Annotated in this window: 18 protein-coding genes; 13 read left to right on the top strand and 5 right to left on the bottom strand. The window is 28.6% G+C overall.

Translation table 11 applies throughout. The features are described 5' to 3' along the window. Positions 1-13: 13 nt before the first annotated feature. The 4 genes from ACKU3H_RS09345 to ACKU3H_RS09330 are packed head-to-tail and all read left to right on the top strand — an operon-like array spanning position 14 to position 3,745. Positions 14-1,282 (top strand): ABC transporter substrate-binding protein, encoded by a 1,269-nt coding sequence (locus tag ACKU3H_RS09345; protein ID WP_320033582.1) that lies wholly within the window; start codon positions 14-16, stop codon positions 1,280-1,282. Positions 1,283-1,291: 9 nt separating this feature from the next. Further along, positions 1,292-2,155, top strand: coding sequence for a sugar ABC transporter permease (locus ACKU3H_RS09340; RefSeq protein ID WP_320033581.1), 864 nt, complete (start codon positions 1,292-1,294; stop codon positions 2,153-2,155). Positions 2,156-2,162: 7 nt separating this feature from the next. After that, a complete protein-coding gene (locus ACKU3H_RS09335) occupies positions 2,163-2,960 on the top strand; it encodes a carbohydrate ABC transporter permease (RefSeq protein ID WP_320033580.1) in 798 nt (265 codons plus the stop codon). Continuing rightward, positions 2,960-3,745 (top strand): HAD-IIA family hydrolase, encoded by a 786-nt coding sequence (locus ACKU3H_RS09330; protein WP_320033579.1) that lies wholly within the window; start codon positions 2,960-2,962, stop codon positions 3,743-3,745. Before ACKU3H_RS09335 ends, ACKU3H_RS09330 begins: the two co-directional genes overlap by 1 nt. 19 nt (positions 3,746-3,764) lie before the next feature. Here the strand turns inward: ACKU3H_RS09330 and ACKU3H_RS09325 are convergent, their stop codons facing one another. Next, complete coding sequence (locus ACKU3H_RS09325) at positions 3,765-6,338, bottom strand: bifunctional aconitate hydratase 2/2-methylisocitrate dehydratase (RefSeq protein WP_320033578.1); 2,574 nt, start codon at positions 6,336-6,338, stop codon at positions 3,765-3,767. 330 nt (positions 6,339-6,668) lie between these two features. Between ACKU3H_RS09325 and ACKU3H_RS09320 the strand changes: the two genes are divergently transcribed. After that, positions 6,669-7,109 carry a YiiD C-terminal domain-containing protein gene (locus tag ACKU3H_RS09320; protein ID WP_320033577.1) on the top strand — a complete coding sequence of 147 codons (441 nt, stop codon included), beginning with the start codon at positions 6,669-6,671 and terminating at the stop codon, positions 7,107-7,109. Here ACKU3H_RS09320 and ACKU3H_RS09315 read toward each other — a convergent pair. After that, a complete protein-coding gene (locus ACKU3H_RS09315) occupies positions 7,099-7,995 on the bottom strand; it encodes a DMT family transporter (RefSeq protein ID WP_320033576.1) in 897 nt (298 codons plus the stop codon). The two genes, ACKU3H_RS09320 and ACKU3H_RS09315, sit on opposite strands and share 11 nt — an antisense overlap. A 210-nt stretch (positions 7,996-8,205) precedes the next feature. On the opposite strand from ACKU3H_RS09315, the gene ACKU3H_RS09310 reads away from it, so the two are divergent. Then, the gene (locus ACKU3H_RS09310) at positions 8,206-9,264 is read left to right on the top strand and encodes a CsgG/HfaB family protein (protein WP_320033575.1); all 1,059 of its coding nucleotides are present in this window, start codon (positions 8,206-8,208) and stop codon (positions 9,262-9,264) included. 12 nt (positions 9,265-9,276) lie between these two features. Here the strand turns inward: ACKU3H_RS09310 and ACKU3H_RS09305 are convergent, their stop codons facing one another. Continuing rightward, on the bottom strand, positions 9,277-9,987 hold the full coding sequence (locus tag ACKU3H_RS09305) for a YebC/PmpR family DNA-binding transcriptional regulator (RefSeq protein ID WP_320033574.1): 711 nt from the start codon (positions 9,985-9,987) through the stop codon (positions 9,277-9,279). A gap of 93 nt (positions 9,988-10,080) precedes the next feature. Here ACKU3H_RS09305 and ACKU3H_RS09300 point away from each other — a divergent pair, with 93 nt between their 5' ends. From ACKU3H_RS09300 to ACKU3H_RS09275, 6 genes are all read left to right on the top strand, one after another. Continuing rightward, on the top strand, positions 10,081-10,932 hold the full coding sequence (locus ACKU3H_RS09300) for a M23 family metallopeptidase (protein ID WP_320033573.1): 852 nt from the start codon (positions 10,081-10,083) through the stop codon (positions 10,930-10,932). A gap of 66 nt (positions 10,933-10,998) precedes the next feature. Beyond that, entirely contained in the window at positions 10,999-11,853 is an 855-nt protein-coding gene (locus tag ACKU3H_RS09295) for a VacJ family lipoprotein (protein ID WP_320033572.1), read from the top strand. A gap of 3 nt (positions 11,854-11,856) precedes the next feature. Next, positions 11,857-12,441, top strand: a complete 585-nt coding sequence (locus tag ACKU3H_RS09290; RefSeq protein WP_320033571.1) for an ABC transporter substrate-binding protein — start codon at positions 11,857-11,859, stop codon at positions 12,439-12,441. Next, complete coding sequence (locus tag ACKU3H_RS09285; protein ID WP_320033570.1) at positions 12,438-14,909, top strand: MMPL family transporter; 2,472 nt, start codon at positions 12,438-12,440, stop codon at positions 14,907-14,909. Before ACKU3H_RS09290 ends, ACKU3H_RS09285 begins: the two co-directional genes overlap by 4 nt. 2 nt (positions 14,910-14,911) lie before the next feature. After that, complete coding sequence (locus ACKU3H_RS09280; protein WP_320033569.1) at positions 14,912-15,106, top strand: CPXCG motif-containing cysteine-rich protein; 195 nt, start codon at positions 14,912-14,914, stop codon at positions 15,104-15,106. Continuing rightward, positions 15,106-15,678: a TIGR00730 family Rossman fold protein gene (locus ACKU3H_RS09275; RefSeq protein WP_320033568.1), complete on the top strand. Its 573-nt coding sequence runs from the start codon at positions 15,106-15,108 to the stop codon at positions 15,676-15,678. The genes ACKU3H_RS09280 and ACKU3H_RS09275 overlap by 1 nt, the downstream gene beginning before the upstream one ends. A gap of 8 nt (positions 15,679-15,686) precedes the next feature. On the opposite strand, the gene ACKU3H_RS09270 is transcribed toward ACKU3H_RS09275, so the two are convergent. Together ACKU3H_RS09270 and ACKU3H_RS09265 are read right to left on the bottom strand one after the other, a co-directional pair. Then, the gene (locus tag ACKU3H_RS09270; protein WP_320033567.1) at positions 15,687-17,909 is read right to left on the bottom strand and encodes a methyl-accepting chemotaxis protein; all 2,223 of its coding nucleotides are present in this window, start codon (positions 17,907-17,909) and stop codon (positions 15,687-15,689) included. 8 nt (positions 17,910-17,917) lie between these two features. Next, entirely contained in the window at positions 17,918-18,304 is a 387-nt protein-coding gene (locus tag ACKU3H_RS09265; RefSeq protein ID WP_320033566.1) for a PAS domain-containing protein, read from the bottom strand. A 360-nt stretch (positions 18,305-18,664) separates the two neighbouring features. On the opposite strand from ACKU3H_RS09265, the gene ACKU3H_RS09260 reads away from it, so the two are divergent. Continuing rightward, on the top strand, positions 18,665-19,072 hold the full coding sequence (locus tag ACKU3H_RS09260; RefSeq protein WP_320033565.1) for a ModE family transcriptional regulator: 408 nt from the start codon (positions 18,665-18,667) through the stop codon (positions 19,070-19,072). Positions 19,073-19,096 lie beyond the last annotated feature (24 nt).

The following is a 19,096-nucleotide window of genomic DNA, read 5'->3' as shown; positions in this document are numbered from 1 at the left end:
GGAGTAAATAAGTATGTTAAATTTTGTTAAAAAAGCAGCATTAGTAAGTGTTTTAGCTGCGAGTTTTTTATCAAGTGCAAATGCACAAAAAACTGAACTTACAATGTATTATCCAGTTTCAGTTGGTGGTCCACTTACAAAAATAGTAGATTCAATGGTTGAAGAGTTTGAGAAAAAAAATCCAGATATTGATGTAAATGCAATCTATGCAGGTAATTATAATGATGCTAGAATTAAATCACTTGCAGCTTTAAAAGCTGGAAAACCTGCACAATTAGCTGTAATGTTTTCAATTGATACTTATGATTTAATAGAACAAAATGCAATAGTGCCTTTTTCTGATATTTTAAAATCTGAAGAAGATAAAAAATGGTTAAACTCTTTTTATCCAGCATTAATGGAAAATGGAACAACATTAGGTAAGGTTTGGGCTGTACCATTTCAAAGATCAACTATTGTGATGTATTATAATAAAGATGCTTTCAAAAAAGCTGGTCTTGATCCAGAACAACCACCAAAAAATTGGGATGAATTAGCATCTATGGGTAAAAAACTTACAAATGATGATCAATGGGGAGTTATGATTCCATCAACTGGTTATCCTTACTGGATGTTTGGTGCACTAGCAAAACAAAATGGTGAAGTTCTTATGAATGGAGATGGTACAAAAACATATTTTGACAATCCAAAAGTTGTAGATGCTTTACAATACTGGAAAGATTTATCACATAAATATAATGTAATGCCTCAAGGAACAATTGAGTGGGGAACACTTAGAAAAAATTTCTTAAGTGGGAAAACTGCTATGATGTGGCACTCAACAGGAAACTTAACTGCTGTTAAAAAGAATGCTACTTTTGATTTTGGTGTAGCTATGCTTCCAGCTAATGAGATGAGAGGAACACCAACAGGTGGAGGAAACTTTTATATCTTCAAAAAAACAACTCCTGAGCAAAGAGCTGCTTCAATAAAATTAATTAAATTTATGACAAGCCCTGAAAACTCAGCAAAATGGTCAAAAGGTACAGGATATATTGGTATTTCACAAGCTTCATACGATACACCTACACTTAAAAAATATGTTGAAGAGTTCCCACCAGCAAAAGTTGCAAGGGATCAGTTAAAATATGCAACAGCTGAATTATCAACTTATCAAACAGGAAGAATTAGAAAAATTCTTGATGATACAATTCAAGCAGTATTAACAGATAAAAAAGATGCGAAAGAAGCTTTAAATGAAGCTCAAAATCAAGCAACTAGATTATTAAGAAATTACCAATAAAGGGTTTATATGAGACATGTTTACGGTTGGTTATTGTTACTTCCTGGATTTATACTTATAGTTGCGTTTACACATTATCCAACTGTAACTACTTTTATTAACTCATTTTTTTCTAATCAAACTGTTATCAAGCCCAAAAAATTTATCGGGCTTGATAATTATGAATATATGTTAAACGATCCAGTATTTTTACAAACATTTAAAAATACTTTGATTTTTGCCCTTACAACTGTTCCTTTATCAATTGCTATATCACTATCTATGGCTGTTTTTGTACAAAATAAAATAAGAGGACGCTCAATTGTTAGATTAGCATATTTTACACCAACAATTTTACCTATGGTTGCCGTTGCTAATATTTGGCTATTTTTTTATGCACCTGAGATTGGATTAATAAATCAGATATTTCAATACTTTGATATTGAGCAGCAAAACTTTCTTGGAGATACTGATTTAGTATTAGGAGCAACTATAGTTATGACTGTATGGAAAGAAGCAGGATTCTTTATGATTTTTTACCTTGCAGCTCTTCAATCAATTCCAAAAGAGTTACTTGAAGCAGCTAAAATTGAAGGAGCAACTTCATGGACTGCATTCTGGAAAATCACTTTTCCTTTACTGATGCCAACAACTTTTTTTGTGATGATAAATGCACTTATAAATTCATTTAAAATGGTTGACCATCTTTTTATACTTACAAAAGGTGGACCTGATAATGCATCAAACCTTTTATTATATTATATTTATGATGTTGCATTTTCATTTTTTGATTATGCTTATGCTGCAACATTAACGATTGTATTATTATCACTTTTAATTATTGTTTCACTAATTCAATTTGGCTTAGTTGAAAGAAAAATACACTATAAATAGGAATATTATGAAGCTTTTACAAAAAATAGCAACCTATACCCTTGCAATAATTTGGATATTGCCTTTAATATATACTTTTTGGGCTGCGTTTCATGAAGAGAAATACTCATCAAATTTTACACTTCTTGCACCTTTAAGTACACAGGCATTTTTTGATGCATGGATTCAAGCTCCATTTTTACAATATCTTACAAATACTTTTTTATTGGTTACAGTAATATTAATAGGTCAGATGATACTTTGTACACTTGCAGCTTATGCTTTTGCTAAGTTTGATTTTTATGGTAAAAATATTGCCTTTTTTTTAGTATTAATGCAATTAATGATAATGCCTGAAAACTTAATCATAGAAAACTATAAAACAGTTGCAGACTTTAATTTAGTTGATACAACATGGGGTATGGCAATACCTTATATTGCTTCAGCCTTTGGTATATTTTTATTAAGACAAACATTTAAAACAATCCCAAACGAACTAGATGAAGCAGCTAAAGTTGAAGGGTGTTCACCCCTTGGTGTTTTATTTAAGGTTTATATTCCTTTGGCAAAACCAACATATTTAGCCTATGCTTTAGTTTCTGTTTCATATCACTGGAATAATTTTTTATGGCCTTTGGTTATTGCTAATTCAAATGAGGTTAAACCACTAACAGTTGGACTTGCAATCTTTGCAGCTCCTGAATCAGGAGTGCAATGGTCCACTATCTCTGCTGCTACGTTAATCTCTGTTGCACCTTTATTATTGGCATTTTTAATTTTTCAAAAAGAGTTTGTTAACTCATTTATGCATACAGGGATTAAATAATGTATAAAATACTTAAAGATATTGATTTTATAATTTTTGATTTAGATGGGGTATTTTATAGGGAAGATGAAAATATATTAGGTACAAAAGAGATTATAGATTATCTAAATTCAAATGGTATTGAATACTGCTTTTTTACAAATAATTCAAACTATAAAACAAAAAGATACAAAGAGAAACTTTTAAAAGGTGCTGTAGATGTTAATGAAAATAAAATCTATACTACAACAAAACTAATTGAGCATTATCTATTTGAAAATTGTGCAAATGATATATATGTATTAGGTAGTACTCAACTTCAAGAGAGTTTATATACTAAATATCAAAAAAACACAACTTCACCAGAATTTATTATAATTGGTATGGATAATAATATTACATTAAAAGCTATATCAAATACAATAAATCTAATAGGAGAAAATACACAAATAATTGCTGCAAATCCAGATAAGTTGATACCACTAAAAGATAGATTTGAATTAGAATGTGGGGTTATAAATAGTATTATTTCTGAATTTACAAACAAAGAGATAAAAATTATAGGAAAACCAAACTCTTATGGGTATGAAACTATTTTAAATAAGTTTAATAAAAAGAAAGAAAAAACTATGATGATTGGTGATACTTATGATACAGATATTTTAGGAGCAAAAAATTCTAAAATAAATCCTGCTTGGATAAAAACAGGTAATGATTTACCAAAATATGTTGTAAAAAAAGATTTTATGATTTTTGATTCGTTAATAGATTTAAAAGAAAAGTTAGAAAAAGCAAAGAGGAATTAACCTCTTTGTTTTCTTATTATTAGTGAACTAAATTAGTTAGTTGCTCTGGAGAAACTTGGTGGAAGTTTAAGTATTTATAAACACCATCTTTGTTTTTCTCTGTAATTTTCTGAGGTACAATTTTCATATACTCTTCTTTAGTTGGAAGTCTTCCAAGAAGTGCAGATACTGCTGCCATTTCTGCTGAACCTAAGTAAACTTTTGAGTTTTTACCAAGTCTATTATCGAAGTTTCTTGTAGATGTTGAGAATACAACTGAACCTTCAGAAACTTGTGCTTGGTTACCCATACATAATGAACAACCTGGAATCTCTATTCTAGCACCTGCTGCTGCAAATGTAGCATAGTATCCCTCTTCAGTTAATTGAGCTTCATCCATTTTTGTTGGTGGTGCAACCCATAATTTAGAAGGAACTTCACCCTCACCTTTAAGAACTTCACCAAGTGCTCTAAATAATCCAATATTTGTCATACAAGAACCAACGAATACTTCGTCAATTTTCTCAGTTGGTCTGTTTGGATCAGCTAAGATGTTAGAAAGTGTATCAACATCATCTGGATCGTTAGGACAAGCTAAGATTGGCTCAGTAATTGTATTTAAGTCGATTTCGATTACTGCTTTATATTCAGCATCTGCATCTGGAGTAATTAATTCTGGATTTGCTAACCACTCTTTCATTTTATCAGCTCTTCTTTGAAGAGTTCTAGCATCTTCGTAACCCTCTTCAATCATTTTTTCAATTAAAGCGATATTTGAAGATAAGTATTCAATAATTGGTTCTTTATCTAATTGAACAGAACAAGCTGCTGCTGATCTTTCTGCTGCTGCATCTGATAATTCGAATGCTTGCTCAACTTTAAGATCTGGTAAACCAGCGATTTCAATAATTGTACCAGCGAAAACATTCTTTTTGTTTTTCTTAGGAACAGTTAATAAACCATCTTGAATTGCTTGGTATGGAATAGCATTTACTAAATCTCTTAGTGTAATACCTGGTTGCATTTCACCTTTAAATTTAACTAATACTGATTCTGGCATAGTTAAAGGCATCATACCTGTAACACCTGCGAATGCAATAAGACCTGAACCTGCTGGGAATGAGATACCAATTGGGAATCTTGTGTGTGAATCTCCACCCGTACCAACTGTATCTGGTAAACATAATCTGTTTAACCATGAGTGGATAACACCATCACCTGGCTTAAGTGTAACACCACCTCTTGAGTTGATGAAATCTGGTAAAGTGTGTCTTAATTTGATATCTGCTGGTTTTGGATAAGCAGCAGTGTGACAGAATGATTGCATAACCATATCAGCACCAAAAGATAATGCTGCAAGCTCTTTAATCTCATCTCTAGTCATTGGTCCAGTTGTATCTTGTGATCCAACAGTAGTTGCGATTGGCTCAACATACATACCAGGTTTAACACCTTCAACACCACAAGCTCTACCAACCATTTTTTGTGCTTGAGTATAACCTTTACCATTATCAGCTGGTTGCTCAGGAGCAATAAACATATCAGAAGCTTCTAATCCTAAAACTTCTCTTGCTTTTGCAGTAAGACCTTTACCAATAATTAAAGGAATTCTTCCCCCTGCTCTCATCTCATCAGTCATTGTATTTGGAGCTAATTTAAACTCAGATACAACTTTTCCATCTTTTTCAATAACACCAGCGTATGGTTTTACAACAATTTCATCACCAGTTTCTAATTCATCAACTGGAGCTTCAATTGGTAAACATCCTGAATCTTCAGCAGTATTGAAGAAAATTGGAGCAATAATAGAACCAATTACAACACCACCAGTTCTTTTATTTGGAACACCTGGAATATCTCTACCCATGTGCCATTGAACAGAGTTGATACCTGACTTTCTTGAAGAACCAGTACCAACAACATCACCAACGTATGCTAATGGGTTACCTTTTTCTTTTAATGAAGCCATAGTTTCAAGAGGTTTTTCCATTCTTGATTGTAACATTGCAGTTGCATGTAATGGAATATCTGGTCTAGTAAATGCTACTGTTGCAGGAGATAAATCATCTGTATTTGTTTCACCAGGGATTTTGTAAACAGTTAATTTGATTTCTTCTTCTAATGCTGGCTTATTAGTAAACCACTCTGCAGCTGCCCAAGATTCAATAATCTCTTTAGCTTTTGCATTTCCAGCATCCATTAAATCTTTAACATCATTAAATGCATCATATACTAAAATAGTATTTTTTAATTGTGTAGCAGCTAAATCAGCAACTTCATCAACTTTTAATGCTTCAATAAGTGGAGTAACATTGAATCCACCCATCATTGTTCCTAAAATTTCTACAGCATCCGCTTTTGAAATTACAGAACATGTTACATTTCCTTGAACAATATCATTTAAAAATGCAGCTTTAACATAAGCAGCATCATCAACACCTGGATTAATTCTATTTTTAAATAATTCTAAACAGTATTCAGCTTCTTGAACTGGATTTGCTTTTAATAACTCAACTAACTCAGCAGTTTGCTCAGCTGTTAAAGCTAATGGAGGTAATCCACCTTCATTTAATCTTTCTTCTGTATGTGCTTTATAAGTAGCTAATAAACTCATATACATCTCCTATAAAATTTGTACCCCAAGTATAACATAATGTTTGTCTCATGCTATGTACAATTTTTGTTTTAGTGTTACAATTTTTTATAATTAATATAAAAGTTACTAAAAGTAATAAAAAAAATAGTATGTGTGAACTGCCAAATTATAATGTAGTTCTATAATTTAAGCAGAATGAAATATATTAGGTTTTTTTTTGATTAGTTAATCAATCAATGTACAATAATTGTACATCAATGTTTAAAATGTACATAGTTTGATTTTATTATTTTGTTTTTATATATATTATGTAAAACTAACATATATCAATATATAGAAAGTTGTTTAATGTTAGAAGATTTAGAAAAAAAATTATATTCTGAAATACCCTTAACTAAATACATGCAATTAAAATTTACATCAGTAGATGAAAAAAAATTAATTTCAACTGCACCTTTAACACCAAATATAAATGACAAAGGTACAGCATTTGCTGGAAGTTTAAGTACTTTAGTTACTATTTCAGCATGGAGTGCATGTTATTTAACAGTAAAAGAATTGGCTTATGAAAATGCCATGATTGCGGTAATTAAAAGTGACACTGCATATAGAGCGCCTGTTACAAATACACTTTATTGTGAAACTACTCTACCTACAGAAGATGAGATAAATATATTAAAAAACAAATTAATAAATAAAAAAAGTGCCTCAATAAAAATAAATTCTAAAATATTTCAAGATGACACTTTATGTGTTGAGTTTAAAGGTGTGTATGTAATCAAGGTTTAATAAAAAGTTTTTTTATAACCTTCATATACTCTTTTGAACTAATTATTGAACCTAGAATAATAAGTACACAAGCAATAACAATAGAAGATGTTAAATCTGAAATCCCTACAAATACTAAAATTAATGTAGATAAAAGTGGTGCTAAATAAGCTAAAGAACCTAATATTTTTATATCTCCATTTTTAACTGCAAAATCCCAAAGATAAAATGCTCCACCAACTGGACCTAAACCAAGCATAATAGCTGCAAATAATTGTGTGAAAGTTGGCATTACTGTAACTTCTAAAAATAGATGCGCAATTAATGATAATATTGCTGTTAGAAAACAAAATCCTGTGACTGCAAAAGTTGGTATATGTTTTAATGTTTTTGAAATTACAGAATAAGATGACCATAATAAAGCAGCAACTAAAGCAGAAAGATACCCTTTTGAATACTCCTCTTTAAAATCTAATTCACCACCTTTTAAAACAAGTAAAAAAGCTCCAAGTAAAGCTAATAAAGTTCCAACAATGTGATACCATTTTAGTTTTTCATTTGGAAGAAAAGCTGAAAAAACTACAATAAGTAAAGGCCACAAATAGTTTAGCAAATTTGCCTCAACTGCAGGAGCATTTTTTACTGCAACAAAATAGAAAAAGTGATAACCAAATAAACCATATATACCTATTAAATAAACTTTAAATGGAATATTTAATAAATCTTTTAATGATTTATTTTGCTTTTTTAACATAATAAAACCAATAAATGATGCTATAAAAAATGAGATACTTAATAATTGAAATGGTGGTATATTTCCTGATAAAACTGTAAATAAAGCTAAAGATGACCATAAAAGTACCGTTAATAAGCCTAATAAATTACCTTTTGTATTTGCATTTTCCAAATTAATCCTTAAAAAAAAATCGATTTTACAGCGATTTTTCTTAAAAACTAATCTTTATTTTACTTGTTAAATATAAGAAAAATATAATACTTAAAGTTACTAATTAATAAATTTTCTTAAAAAAATACCAATTTTTAAGAGAACTAAAAATAATTTGTAGTAATATATATACACTTTTTGAATTTAAATCAACACAAGGAAGCGAAGGGTATGAAAAGACTTAGTAATTTAACTGCAAGTTTGTCACTTGCAATTTTAACTACAGGTGCATTTACTGGTTGTTTATCAGGTATGACACAATCAGGTGCTGCAGATGCAAAAACTGCTGGTACGGGATCAGCTGGAGGAGCTAATTCACAAGGGGCAAATAGTGGTCTTGAAAGATGTACAGCACCTATAGGGACTGTATCATTTCATGAAGATAGAAATGACACTTGGTACCAGTATTTAACTAGAGATTTAAGACTGCCATCAACTATTCCAGTTCTTAGACTTTTAACACAACAATCTAATTGTTTTGTTATTGTTGAAAGAGGAAAAGGGATGAATGACTTAATGAGAGAAAGACAACTTATGCAAAGTGGTGAATTAAGAGGAAACTCTAAATTTCACAAAGGACAAATGGTTGCAGCTGATTATACAATTATTCCATCAATCACATTCAGTGAGCAAGGAACAAGTGGTTTAGGAGCTATTGCTGGAGGTTTATTTGGTAGTGTTGCTGGTGCTGTTGCTGGAGGTTTTAAAACTTCTGATGCAAGTACAATGTTAACTCTTATAGATAATAGATCTTCTGTTCAATTAGCAGCAGCAGAAGGAAGTGCAAGAACTACAGACTGGAATATCATGGGTGGTTTACTTGGTGGTAGTGCTGGGGGAGGACTTGGTGCCTACACAAAAACACCTGAAGGTAAAACGATAGTATCTGCATTTATGGACAGTATGAATGGATTAATTAAATCTGTTAAAGCTTATAAAGCTCAAGAAGTTTCTGGAGGTTTAGGTGCAGGTGGACATCTTGGAGTACAAGGTGGAAATACACAATATGGACTTGAAGGTGTTCTTACAAAAAGAGTTTATAATTCAGCTAAAAAAGAATATGATTATGAAATTATCAATAAAGAAAGAACTCAAAAATGGAATTTCAGTTCAAGAAAAAAGATTTTTTATAAAGATGACTTAATTAGATTTAATCTTGTAAATGGTGTACCTGAAGTTAATTCTTTTATTAAACTTGAAACTAGATATAAACAAAAATATTGGAATTAAGACCTAAAGGTCTTATCCAATATTTGTATAAACCGCTTGAACATCATCATCATCTTCAAGCTTTTCTAAAAGTTTACCAATCTCTTCTTGTTGCTCTTCTGTAAACTCTTGAGGATTGTTTGGAATTCTTTTTAATTCTGCTTTTGTTAACTCAATTCCCATATCTTCAAATGCTTTATTTAAAGTACCAAAATCTGTATATTCAGCTGTAACTAAAACTACACCATCTTCTTCTTCAATCTCTTCTAATCCAGCATCAATCAATTCTAATTCTAATTCTTCTAAATCCATATCTTCAGTTTTATTAAATTCGAAAATTGCTTTTCTATCAAAGAAAAACTCTAAAGAACCAGTTGGTACAACTTGTCCACCATTTTTATTGAAATGCATTTTAACATTTGCAACTGTTCTTGTATTATTATCTGTTGCAGTTTCAACAAATATTAATACACCATGTGGACCTTTTCCTTCAAAGTTTACATCTGAATAATTTGCTGCATCTTTTCCTGTAGCTCTTTTAATAGCTGCATCGATATTTGATTTAGGCATATTTTCAGCTTTTGCATTTAATATTGCAGTTCTTAATGCTGAATTCATTTCAGGATCACCACCACCAGATTTTGCTGCTATTTCAATCGCTTTAGCTAGTTTTGGGAAAACTCTTGACATATTTCCCCATCTTTTCATTTTTGCTGCTTTTCTATATTCAAAGGCTCTACCCATATATATTACTCCAGTTAATTTCTCATTATTTGTCGGGATTATACCAAGATTGTAATTAAGATACAAAAAGAGTTTTTTTGTTAATATACAAATATGAAAAAAATACTAATAATACTGATAAATTTTTTTATTGTTTTAAATGCACTTGAAATAAAACCTAAAAATGTTGAAAATGCAAATACTGCAATATTAATTTTAGAAGAAAAAAACATAAAAAACCCAAAACTTACTTTTGATAAACAAAATATAGACTTTTTTTCTTTTCCAAATAAGAAAAATAAATATTATGCTCTTGTGCCTGTATCATACTACAAAGATAAAAAAGATTATAGAATCATTATCTCTTACTTAAGAGATAAAAAAAAGATTTTTAAGGGTGTAACTTTAAGTGTAATTGATGGAAATTATAAAAGTGAAATTATAAATGTATCTAAAGGAAAAGTAACTTTATCAAAAAAAAATAAAGCAAGAGTTGATAAAGAGTATAAAGAAGCTATGAATATTTATAACTCAGTAAGTCCAAACCTATACTTAAATGGCAAATTTATATATCCTATTGATAGTAAAATTACAAGTAATTTTGGTACAAAAAGAGTATATAATGGAAGCTTAAAATCGTACCATTCAGGAACAGATTTTAAAGCAAAAATAGGTACTAAAATAAAAGCTGTAAATGATGGAATAGTTGTATTATCTAAACATAGATTTTATGCAGGAAATTCTATAGTTATAGATCATGGTCAAGGTATATATTCTTGTTATTATCACTTAAGCAAATTAAAATTTAAAAAGGGTCAAAAGGTAAAAAAAGGTGATATTATTGGGCTTAGTGGAGATACAGGGAGAGTTACAGGTCCACACTTACATTTTGCATTTAGAATACATGGAATACAAGTAGATCCTCTACAGTTAATCACTTTAGTAAATAAAAATAATATTTATTAAGTAATTTTTATAAAAAATTAGATATTATATTTGTTCGCACACACAAAACACACAAGGTAATATTTTATGAAAAGTTTAATTGTATTTACTTTTATGCTTTCATTTGTTATTGGGTTTAATGGTTGTACTGTTACAAACCATTATAAATTGAATTCAAATTTAGAATTTGAATATGTACCTAAGAACGAAAGAAAGACATATGAACTTTTTGCAAAAGATCAATTTGCAAAAGAGATAAAAGAAGAGTCTTCTGTCGGTTCCTTTGATGATGAATTTGAAATAAAAAATGAAGAAATTGATCCTTTAGAAGGTTATAATAGAGTTATGACGTCATTTAATGACTTTTTATATATTAATGTACTTAATCCTGTTGCAAGTGGATATAAAAAAATAGTTCCACAAGAAGGAAGAGTAGCAATTTCTAATTTCTTTCAAAATTTAACTTATCCAGTTAGACTTGTAAATAATCTTTTACAATTTAAATTCACTAATGCAGGTGAAGAAAGTGGTAGATTTTTAATTAATTCAACAGTTGGTATATTAGGTTTTATGGATCCTGCATCAAAAGAATATAATCTTAATGAACATGATGAAGATTTTGGTCAAACTTTAGGCTATTATGGATTTGATGGCGGTTTTCACATTGTTTTACCAGTTTATGGACCATCAAATGTAAGAGATGTTGTAGGTTTAAGTGTTGATTCATATATCTCACCACTTAGTGATGCTGGATATGATGAACTTGAATATAAAATTCCAGATAGATTTGAAAAAACTCTTGGTTTAAAATCAATCGAAGTTATAAATAGCACTTCATTAAATCTAGGAAAATATGAAAATCTAAAAAAAGATGCAATAGATTTATACCCTTTCCTTAAAGATATATATACACAAAATAGAAATAAAATGATTAAGGAATAAAAGATGTTTATAAGAATAATACTATCATGCTTTTTAATTATAAACTTATCTTTTGCTATGTCAAAAGATGAAATAAAATCAGAAATGAGCAATAAAATAGATAAAGTATTAATCATCTTAAAAGATTCTAAACTTAGTAATGATAAAAAAACAGAAGAGATTGTTGACATAATGGATTCTCTTTTTGATTATAAACTAATGTCAAGATTATCTTTAGGTAGAACTTGGAGTGAAATAAATGACAAACAAAAAAATGATTTTGTTAAACTTTTCACAAAAAAACTAAAAGATTCTTATGTTGATAAACTTAATTTATATACAGATGAACTTGTAGAGATATTAGGTACAGAACAACCAAAATCAAATAGAATTATTCTAAAAACTCAATTAATTGGGAAAGAGGATAAATATAATATTGATTATAAATTTTATGAAAAAGAGACTAATAACTGGTTGATTTATGATGTAAATCTATTAGGAGTTAGTATTATTCAAACATTTAGACAACAATTTGCAGGATTTTTAAAAGACAAAACTTTTAAAGATTTAATGGCAAACTTAGCTACACTTCCAAATAACACTAAATGATAAAATCACTTTTTGATAAATCAATTATCAAACACCCAGTTAAAATTCTTTTTATACTTTTACTGGGTGTATCTTTTTTAGGCTATTATGCCACAAAACTTGAAATAGATGCTTCTTCTGAAACTCTGCTTTTAGATGATGATAAAGATTTAAAATTTTATAGAGAAGTAAATGAAAGATATCATTCTCCTGATTTTTTACTTGTAACCTTTAAACCTAAAAAAGATTTGCTATCTGAAGAGAGTTTAGAAACAATTAAACAATTAAGTGAAGAGTTTATAAAACTTGAAAAAGTTGTATCAATAACATCGATTTTAAATGTTCCTTTACTACAATCACCCGTACAAGAATTAACAAAACTATTGGATGGTGTTCGAACATTAGAGAATAGTGAAGTTGACAAAAAACTTGTAAAAAAAGAGTTTTTGGAATCTGAACTATATAATAAAAGTTTAGTAAGTGAAGACTTTAGAACTACCTCAATATTGATTAATTTAAAAGAGGATAAAAAATATTTTGAAATCTTGAACAAACGAAATGAATTATTAAAAAAGAAGAGGGAAAATTCTGCTTCAGAAGAAGAACTTACAAAACTAAAAGAGATTGAAAAAGAGTTTAAAGATTATAGAGAAAATATTAGAGAAAGTGACCATAAGAATATTGTAGCAGTTAGAAATATTATAGAAAAATACCAAGATAGTGGTGAGCTTTTCCTTGGTGGTGTTTCAATGATTGCTGATGATATAATCAGCTTTGTTAAAAGTGACTTGGTAATATATGGTTCAACACTGATATTTCTATTAATTTTCATCTTATGGGTTATTTTCAGACAAATGATTTGGATTTTACTTCCTATAATAATATGTGTTTTATCAGTTATATCTACATCTGGAATGTTAGGATTATTTGGCTGGGAAGTAACTGTTATCTCATCTAATTTTATCTCTTTGCAATTAATTATTACAATTTCAATAGTTTTACACTTGATTGTAAGATATAGAGAATTAACACAAACATATAAAAATGCTAGTCAATATAAACTTATAATAAATACTTTATTATCAAAGCTAAATCCCTCATTTTTTGCAATTATTACAACTATTGCTGGCTTTGGTTCTTTGGTTTTATCTGGAATTGAGCCAGTTAAAAACTTAGGCTGGATGATGAGTACAGGTATTGCTATTTCACTTATTATCTCTTTTATAGTTTTTCCTTCTATCTTAATAACTATGAAGCGAATTGATATAACAAAAAGTTCTAATTTTAAATTAAAACTTATAGAAAAAAGTGCAAAACTTGTAGAAACAAAAGGTTTATTTATTATATTAATATCTATTTTTATTGTAATAATATCACTTATTGGTGCTTCAAAAATTATTGTAGAAAATAGCTTTATTAACTACTTTAAAAAGTCAACTGAAATTTATAAAGGTATGGAAGTGATTGATAACCAATTAGGAGGAACAACTCCTTTAGATGTTATTTTAACTTTTAATATAAAAAAAGAAGAAGAAAAAACAACAGCTAAAAATGATGAATTTTCTGATTTTGAAGATGAGTTTGCACAAACAGAGAATGATGAAAAATATTGGTTTACTGTTGATAAAATGAAAACAATTACAAGAGTTCATGATTATTTAGATTCTCTAGGTGAAGTTGGAAAAGTTTCATCTTTAGCTACACTTTTAAAAACAGGAAAAACTTTAAACGAGGGAAAAGACTTAGATGGTTTTACCTTGGCTTTACTTTATGAAAAACTTCCTAAAGAGTATAAAGATTTAATCCTTTCTCCATATATTAGTATTGAAGATAATCAGGCTAGAATTAATACAAGAATTATAGATTCAAATCCTGAATTAAGAAGAAATGAATTAATTGAGAAATTAAATAGAGAACTACCAACTATTATAAATGATTCTACTGTAGAGTTTAGATTATCAAATTTAATGATTCTTTATAACAATATGCTACAGTCTCTTTTTGATTCACAAATAAAAACTTTAGGTTTTGTAGTTGGGATTTTATTTATTATGTTTTTAATCCTATTTAGATCAGCTCTAATTGCACTAATAGCAATATTAGCAAATCTTGTACCTATCTCTATTGTATTTGGGATAATGGGATGGTTAAATATTCCACTTGATATTATGACTATTACAATTGCTGCTATATCAATTGGTATTGGGGTTGATGATACAATTCACTATATCCATAGATTTCATGAAGAGTTTAAAAAAGATCACAACTATATAAACTCTATGAAAAGATCCCATGAAAGTATTGGTTATGCTATGACTTATACTTCTCTTGTAGTAATTGTTGGATTTTCAATATTAGTGTTATCAAATCTAATTCCAACAATATATTTTGGTTTATTAACTGTTATTGTTATGGCTACAATGTTAGCTTCAGCGCTATTATTACTTCCAAAGCTAATTATTCTTTTAAAACCTTATTCTAAGAGATAATAATGTTTGAAAAAGAGCTTACTTGTCCATATTGTTTAGAATCTATTACAGTATTACTTGATATGGGCTCAAATTATGACTCAGAGATAATTGATGATTGTGAAGTTTGTTGTAGACCTATTGAAATAAAATATAGTTTTGATGAAGAGGAACTAATATATTTTAATTATAAAAAAATAGAAGGAAATGAATTTTAATGAATGTTGCAATATATTGTGGTACAGCCTTTGGAGAATCTCCAATTTATAAAGAAAAAACTATTGAATTAATTAACTATTTAAATGAAAAAGATTCTAAAATTGTTTATGGTGGTAGTAAAGTTGGACTTATGGGTGTAGTTTCAAACCATGCCATGTCTTTAGGTATGGATGTATATGGAGTAATAACTCATGGATTAGCTAATAAAGAGTTAGAAAATGAAAATATTACAAAACTATATAAAGTTGAAACTATTAGAGAAAGAAAAGCTATGATGGAAGATTTAGCAGATAGTTTTATAGCTATGCCTGGAGGTTTTGGAACCCTAGAAGAGATTACAGAAATATTTACTACGATTCAAATTGGTAATTCAAAAAAACCTTGTGCACTTTATAATGTAAATGGATATTATGATAAATTTATTGAGTATTTAAATTTTTGTGAGAATGAGGGATTTTTATTAAAAGAGCACCTTGATTCAATTATTGTTAGTGATGATATTGAATATATTTATAAATGTTTTGAAAACTATACCCCACCTAAAAATAAATGGGATATATTAAAAGTTTAAATAGTTTCCTATTTAAACTTTTTACCATCAGTTACACTAACAACATTGTTAGCTAACTCAATTGTATTTGATGCTATTTCATTTGTTTGTGAAGCAATATTTGCATTAATTTGAGTTTGTTTATCTAAACTATTTATTGCATCACTTATTTGTTTAATACCATCTCTTTGCTCTTTTGAAGAGTGGTCAACCTCTTTAATCAAACTAATAGTTGTATTTACATTCTCATTTAATTGATTATAACCTTGAATCATTTTATCAGCTATACTTTTACCCTGACTAGATTTAACTGTAGCATTTTCTACTAATGTTTTAATCTCATTTGCAGCTTCAGCAGATCTACTTGCAAGATTTCTAACCTCTTGAGCAACTACTGAAAAACCTTTTCCTGCTTCACCTGCTGTTGCTGCTTCAACAGCTGCATTTAGTGAAAGAATATTTGTTTGAAATGCAATTTGATCAATTACTGTAATAGCTTCATTTATTGCTGATACTTGGCTATTTATATCATCCATTGAAGAGACTGTTTCTTTTGCTAGGTTTTGCCCATCATGAGCTGCTTTATTTAATTGCTCAGTATTTAATGCCATCTGAGCTACATTTTCTGTACTAGATGAAATATTTGCTGTAATCTCTTCAATTGCAGCAGCAGTTTCTTCAAGTCTTGCAGCTGCATCATTTGATGCACTATTTAATTTATCAACATTGTCAAGTAAACTTTTTGCCCCTACAAGTAAAGTCTCACCATTGTTTTTATTTTCCCTTAACATAGTTGTTATAGCATCACCTAAAGAATTAATACCATCAATCATCTCTTTTGATTCACCACTAATACCTTCAAGATTTATACTATTTAAATAGTTATAATCTGTATATTCCCCTAAAGTTTTTAAAATACTGTCAATTACTAATTGTTGGTTATCTAACATTTTATTGATTGTTTTAGCTAAAGTACTAACTTGAGGATTTGCTGCATTTGATTTAACTCTACAAGAGTAAATACCCTGTTCAACTTTATCTAAAGTAATAATTGCTTCACCAACACATAAAAGGTCTTTTTCTAAGTCTCCATTGATTCTATCAATATTTTTATTAACCATTCTAGCCAACTCACCAAGCTCGCCTTTTTCTTTTAAATCAATATAGTTTAATTCATTGATTTCTCTATTAAGATAAGACATGAATTGTCTAATACCATTATGAATTTTATTTGTAGAATCAATAATACCTTTATTAAAAATATAGGCTAAAAGTACTGCTAAAAATATTAGAATAGTTAATAAAGTTGAAGAGATATATACAAGATCACGATAATATTCAATTAAAACGTTTGCTTCCTCTTCAATATTTGAAATCAAATAATCATCTATCTCTTTTAGCAAATTGATTTTTTTAGTAATTGTAGCGAACCAGTGTGTAGAGTCGACATTAAATTCTATATTTGGATTTTTACCAAAGCCTAAAAGAATATCTCTCATTTTTTGAACTTCACCAACAATTGGATCATCTAATTTTTTCATCACATAAGATTTATACTGCTCTCCAAAAATATAAAAAGAGTTTAAATATGTTTTTTGTTGGTCTACAAGTGTAACAAACTTAATAAACATACCATCTGCAAAAGTTTTAAGTGCAAAAGTATTTGAGCCAACTGCCCTTTCAATACCAGCTCTCTCTTTTGACATCAAAAAGTTATAATAAGCATTGATATCAGCAATAATATGTTCATCAACTCCAATTGTAGATAAACTAGCAATAAAATTTAATAACTTAGCATTTATATTTGTATAATACCCTATTGCTTTTGGTGCAGGGATAGATAAAGAATCTACAGAACTTCTTATTGAATCAAGTTTTAAAAACTCTTTTAATATAAAATCAATATTTTCTTTTCCAGAAGGAGGAAAATCATCTATATTCATACTTAAAGAAAACTCTTTAAAATCTTTTAACTTTGCATTTGTTAATTCTCTTTGTTTAGCTAAAATATCTTTAAATTTTTTACCTGAACTTCCAAGATATCCTGCACTGGCACCTCTTTCTTTTTGAGTTTCATGAACAAGTAAAGAGATTTTTTGACTATATTCTAATAGATATTCAACTTTTTCCAAATCATTTTTTTTAGCGTTTGTAAAGTAAATAATTATACATGCTAATACAACAATGCAAAAAAGTGGAACAAAACTTAGAATTCTAATTTTATTTTTTACTGATACATTATTTAGATACATGATAAATCCTAATTCATTGTTTTATAAAGTTTTTCATATTTTTCAATCTCTTCTTGAGATGCCATTCTTCTACATGAAATATAACCTTTACTACCATCGCAGGATGAAAAAGGAAAAACTGTAGCAAAAACCCAATAATATTTACCAGTTTTTGAACGATTTTTAACAAAACCTTTCCAAGGTTTTCCACTTTGTACGGTCTTCCACAAATCTTCAAATGCAGCTTTAGGCATATCTGGATGTCTAACTACATTATGTGGCTTACCAACCAACTCCTCTAATGTAAACTCTGAGTATCTGCAAAACTCATCATTTGCATATCTAATTAATCCTTTTTCATCTGTTTCAGATAGTAAAAAAGAACTTAAGTCAAGTTTTAATTCTTCAGAACTCATAATAATTTCCCCCTTATTTATTAAAAAATAATAAATATTTAATATATTGTAACAGATTATTGAAATTTTTGAAATTTTTTTTGATAAAAATATAAAAGTTAACTTTTCATTAACTATTCATTACTTTAGTATTAATTGAAAACTATTATAATTTTCTTATGAAATAAGTAAAGCGAACTACTTATTAATTTTTGCGAACAATTCTCCTTAGAAAAAGACAAAATGTTTTCATTTTGTCTTTTTTTTTTACATTTTTTTATTTTGTTTATAAAATATTCTTAATTGTCACACAAATTTAACTTTAAAATCGTATAATTAATACTATTAGGTAAAAAATATTTAAAAAGGTTATAATTTCTTATGAAAAAGCTTGATAACACTCAATTAGATTTATTAATGACAAATTTAGATGAGGATGGAAAGCTTTCATGTCTTAAAGCATTTAAGGTTGCAAGGTTAATTGGGGTTAAACCCAAAGAGATGGATGCTATTACAAAATCATTAAATATTAAAATTACAAACTGTGAACTTGGAGTATTTGGAAAATTAAAATTTGTAGATATGGATGACAATATATATAATAAATTATCAGAAAACTTTAATCAAGGCTCAAAAGTTGAATGTCAAGTAGCTTGGTATACTGCAAGAGATAAAGGCGCTAGCTTAAAAAAAGTAGGTTCTACCATAAACAATTCAGATATAAAAGTAACACACTGCCAATTAGGCTGCTTTTATGATGAAGAGTTTGAAAAATATGATGACGCATAATTTTTAAAACTTCTTTTAGTTAAC

Origin of the sequence: Halarcobacter sp., assembly GCF_963675975.1 — a bacterium.
Taxonomy (GTDB): Bacteria; Campylobacterota; Campylobacteria; order Campylobacterales; family Arcobacteraceae; genus Halarcobacter.
The sequence above is the reverse complement of the archived record's forward strand: the minus strand, read 5'-3'. Positions and strand labels throughout refer to the sequence as shown.

Bases quoted from the DNA above. Each gene is read 5' to 3' on its own strand.
- ACKU3H_RS09345 (WP_320033582.1), top strand. From the start codon at position 14: ATGTTAAATTTTGTTAAAAAAGCAGCATTAGTAAGTGTTTTAGCTGCG.
- ACKU3H_RS09305 (WP_320033574.1), bottom strand. From the start codon at position 9,987: ATGGGTAGAGCCTTTGAATATAGAAAAGCAGCAAAAATGAAAAGATGG.
- ACKU3H_RS09325 (WP_320033578.1), bottom strand. From the start codon at position 6,338: ATGAGTTTATTAGCTACTTATAAAGCACATACAGAAGAAAGATTAAAT.
- ACKU3H_RS09330 (WP_320033579.1), top strand. From the start codon at position 2,960: ATGTATAAAATACTTAAAGATATTGATTTTATAATTTTTGATTTAGAT.
- ACKU3H_RS09335 (WP_320033580.1), top strand. From the start codon at position 2,163: ATGAAGCTTTTACAAAAAATAGCAACCTATACCCTTGCAATAATTTGG.
- ACKU3H_RS09310 (WP_320033575.1), top strand. From the start codon at position 8,206: ATGAAAAGACTTAGTAATTTAACTGCAAGTTTGTCACTTGCAATTTTA.
- ACKU3H_RS09265 (WP_320033566.1), bottom strand. From the start codon at position 18,304: ATGAGTTCTGAAGAATTAAAACTTGACTTAAGTTCTTTTTTACTATCT.
- ACKU3H_RS09340 (WP_320033581.1), top strand. From the start codon at position 1,292: ATGAGACATGTTTACGGTTGGTTATTGTTACTTCCTGGATTTATACTT.
- ACKU3H_RS09320 (WP_320033577.1), top strand. From the start codon at position 6,669: ATGTTAGAAGATTTAGAAAAAAAATTATATTCTGAAATACCCTTAACT.
- ACKU3H_RS09270 (WP_320033567.1), bottom strand. From the start codon at position 17,909: ATGTATCTAAATAATGTATCAGTAAAAAATAAAATTAGAATTCTAAGT.
- ACKU3H_RS09290 (WP_320033571.1), top strand. From the start codon at position 11,857: ATGTTTATAAGAATAATACTATCATGCTTTTTAATTATAAACTTATCT.
- ACKU3H_RS09275 (WP_320033568.1), top strand. From the start codon at position 15,106: ATGAATGTTGCAATATATTGTGGTACAGCCTTTGGAGAATCTCCAATT.
- ACKU3H_RS09280 (WP_320033569.1), top strand. From the start codon at position 14,912: ATGTTTGAAAAAGAGCTTACTTGTCCATATTGTTTAGAATCTATTACA.
- ACKU3H_RS09295 (WP_320033572.1), top strand. From the start codon at position 10,999: ATGAAAAGTTTAATTGTATTTACTTTTATGCTTTCATTTGTTATTGGG.
- ACKU3H_RS09285 (WP_320033570.1), top strand. From the start codon at position 12,438: ATGATAAAATCACTTTTTGATAAATCAATTATCAAACACCCAGTTAAA.
- ACKU3H_RS09300 (WP_320033573.1), top strand. From the start codon at position 10,081: ATGAAAAAAATACTAATAATACTGATAAATTTTTTTATTGTTTTAAAT.
- ACKU3H_RS09260 (WP_320033565.1), top strand. From the start codon at position 18,665: ATGAAAAAGCTTGATAACACTCAATTAGATTTATTAATGACAAATTTA.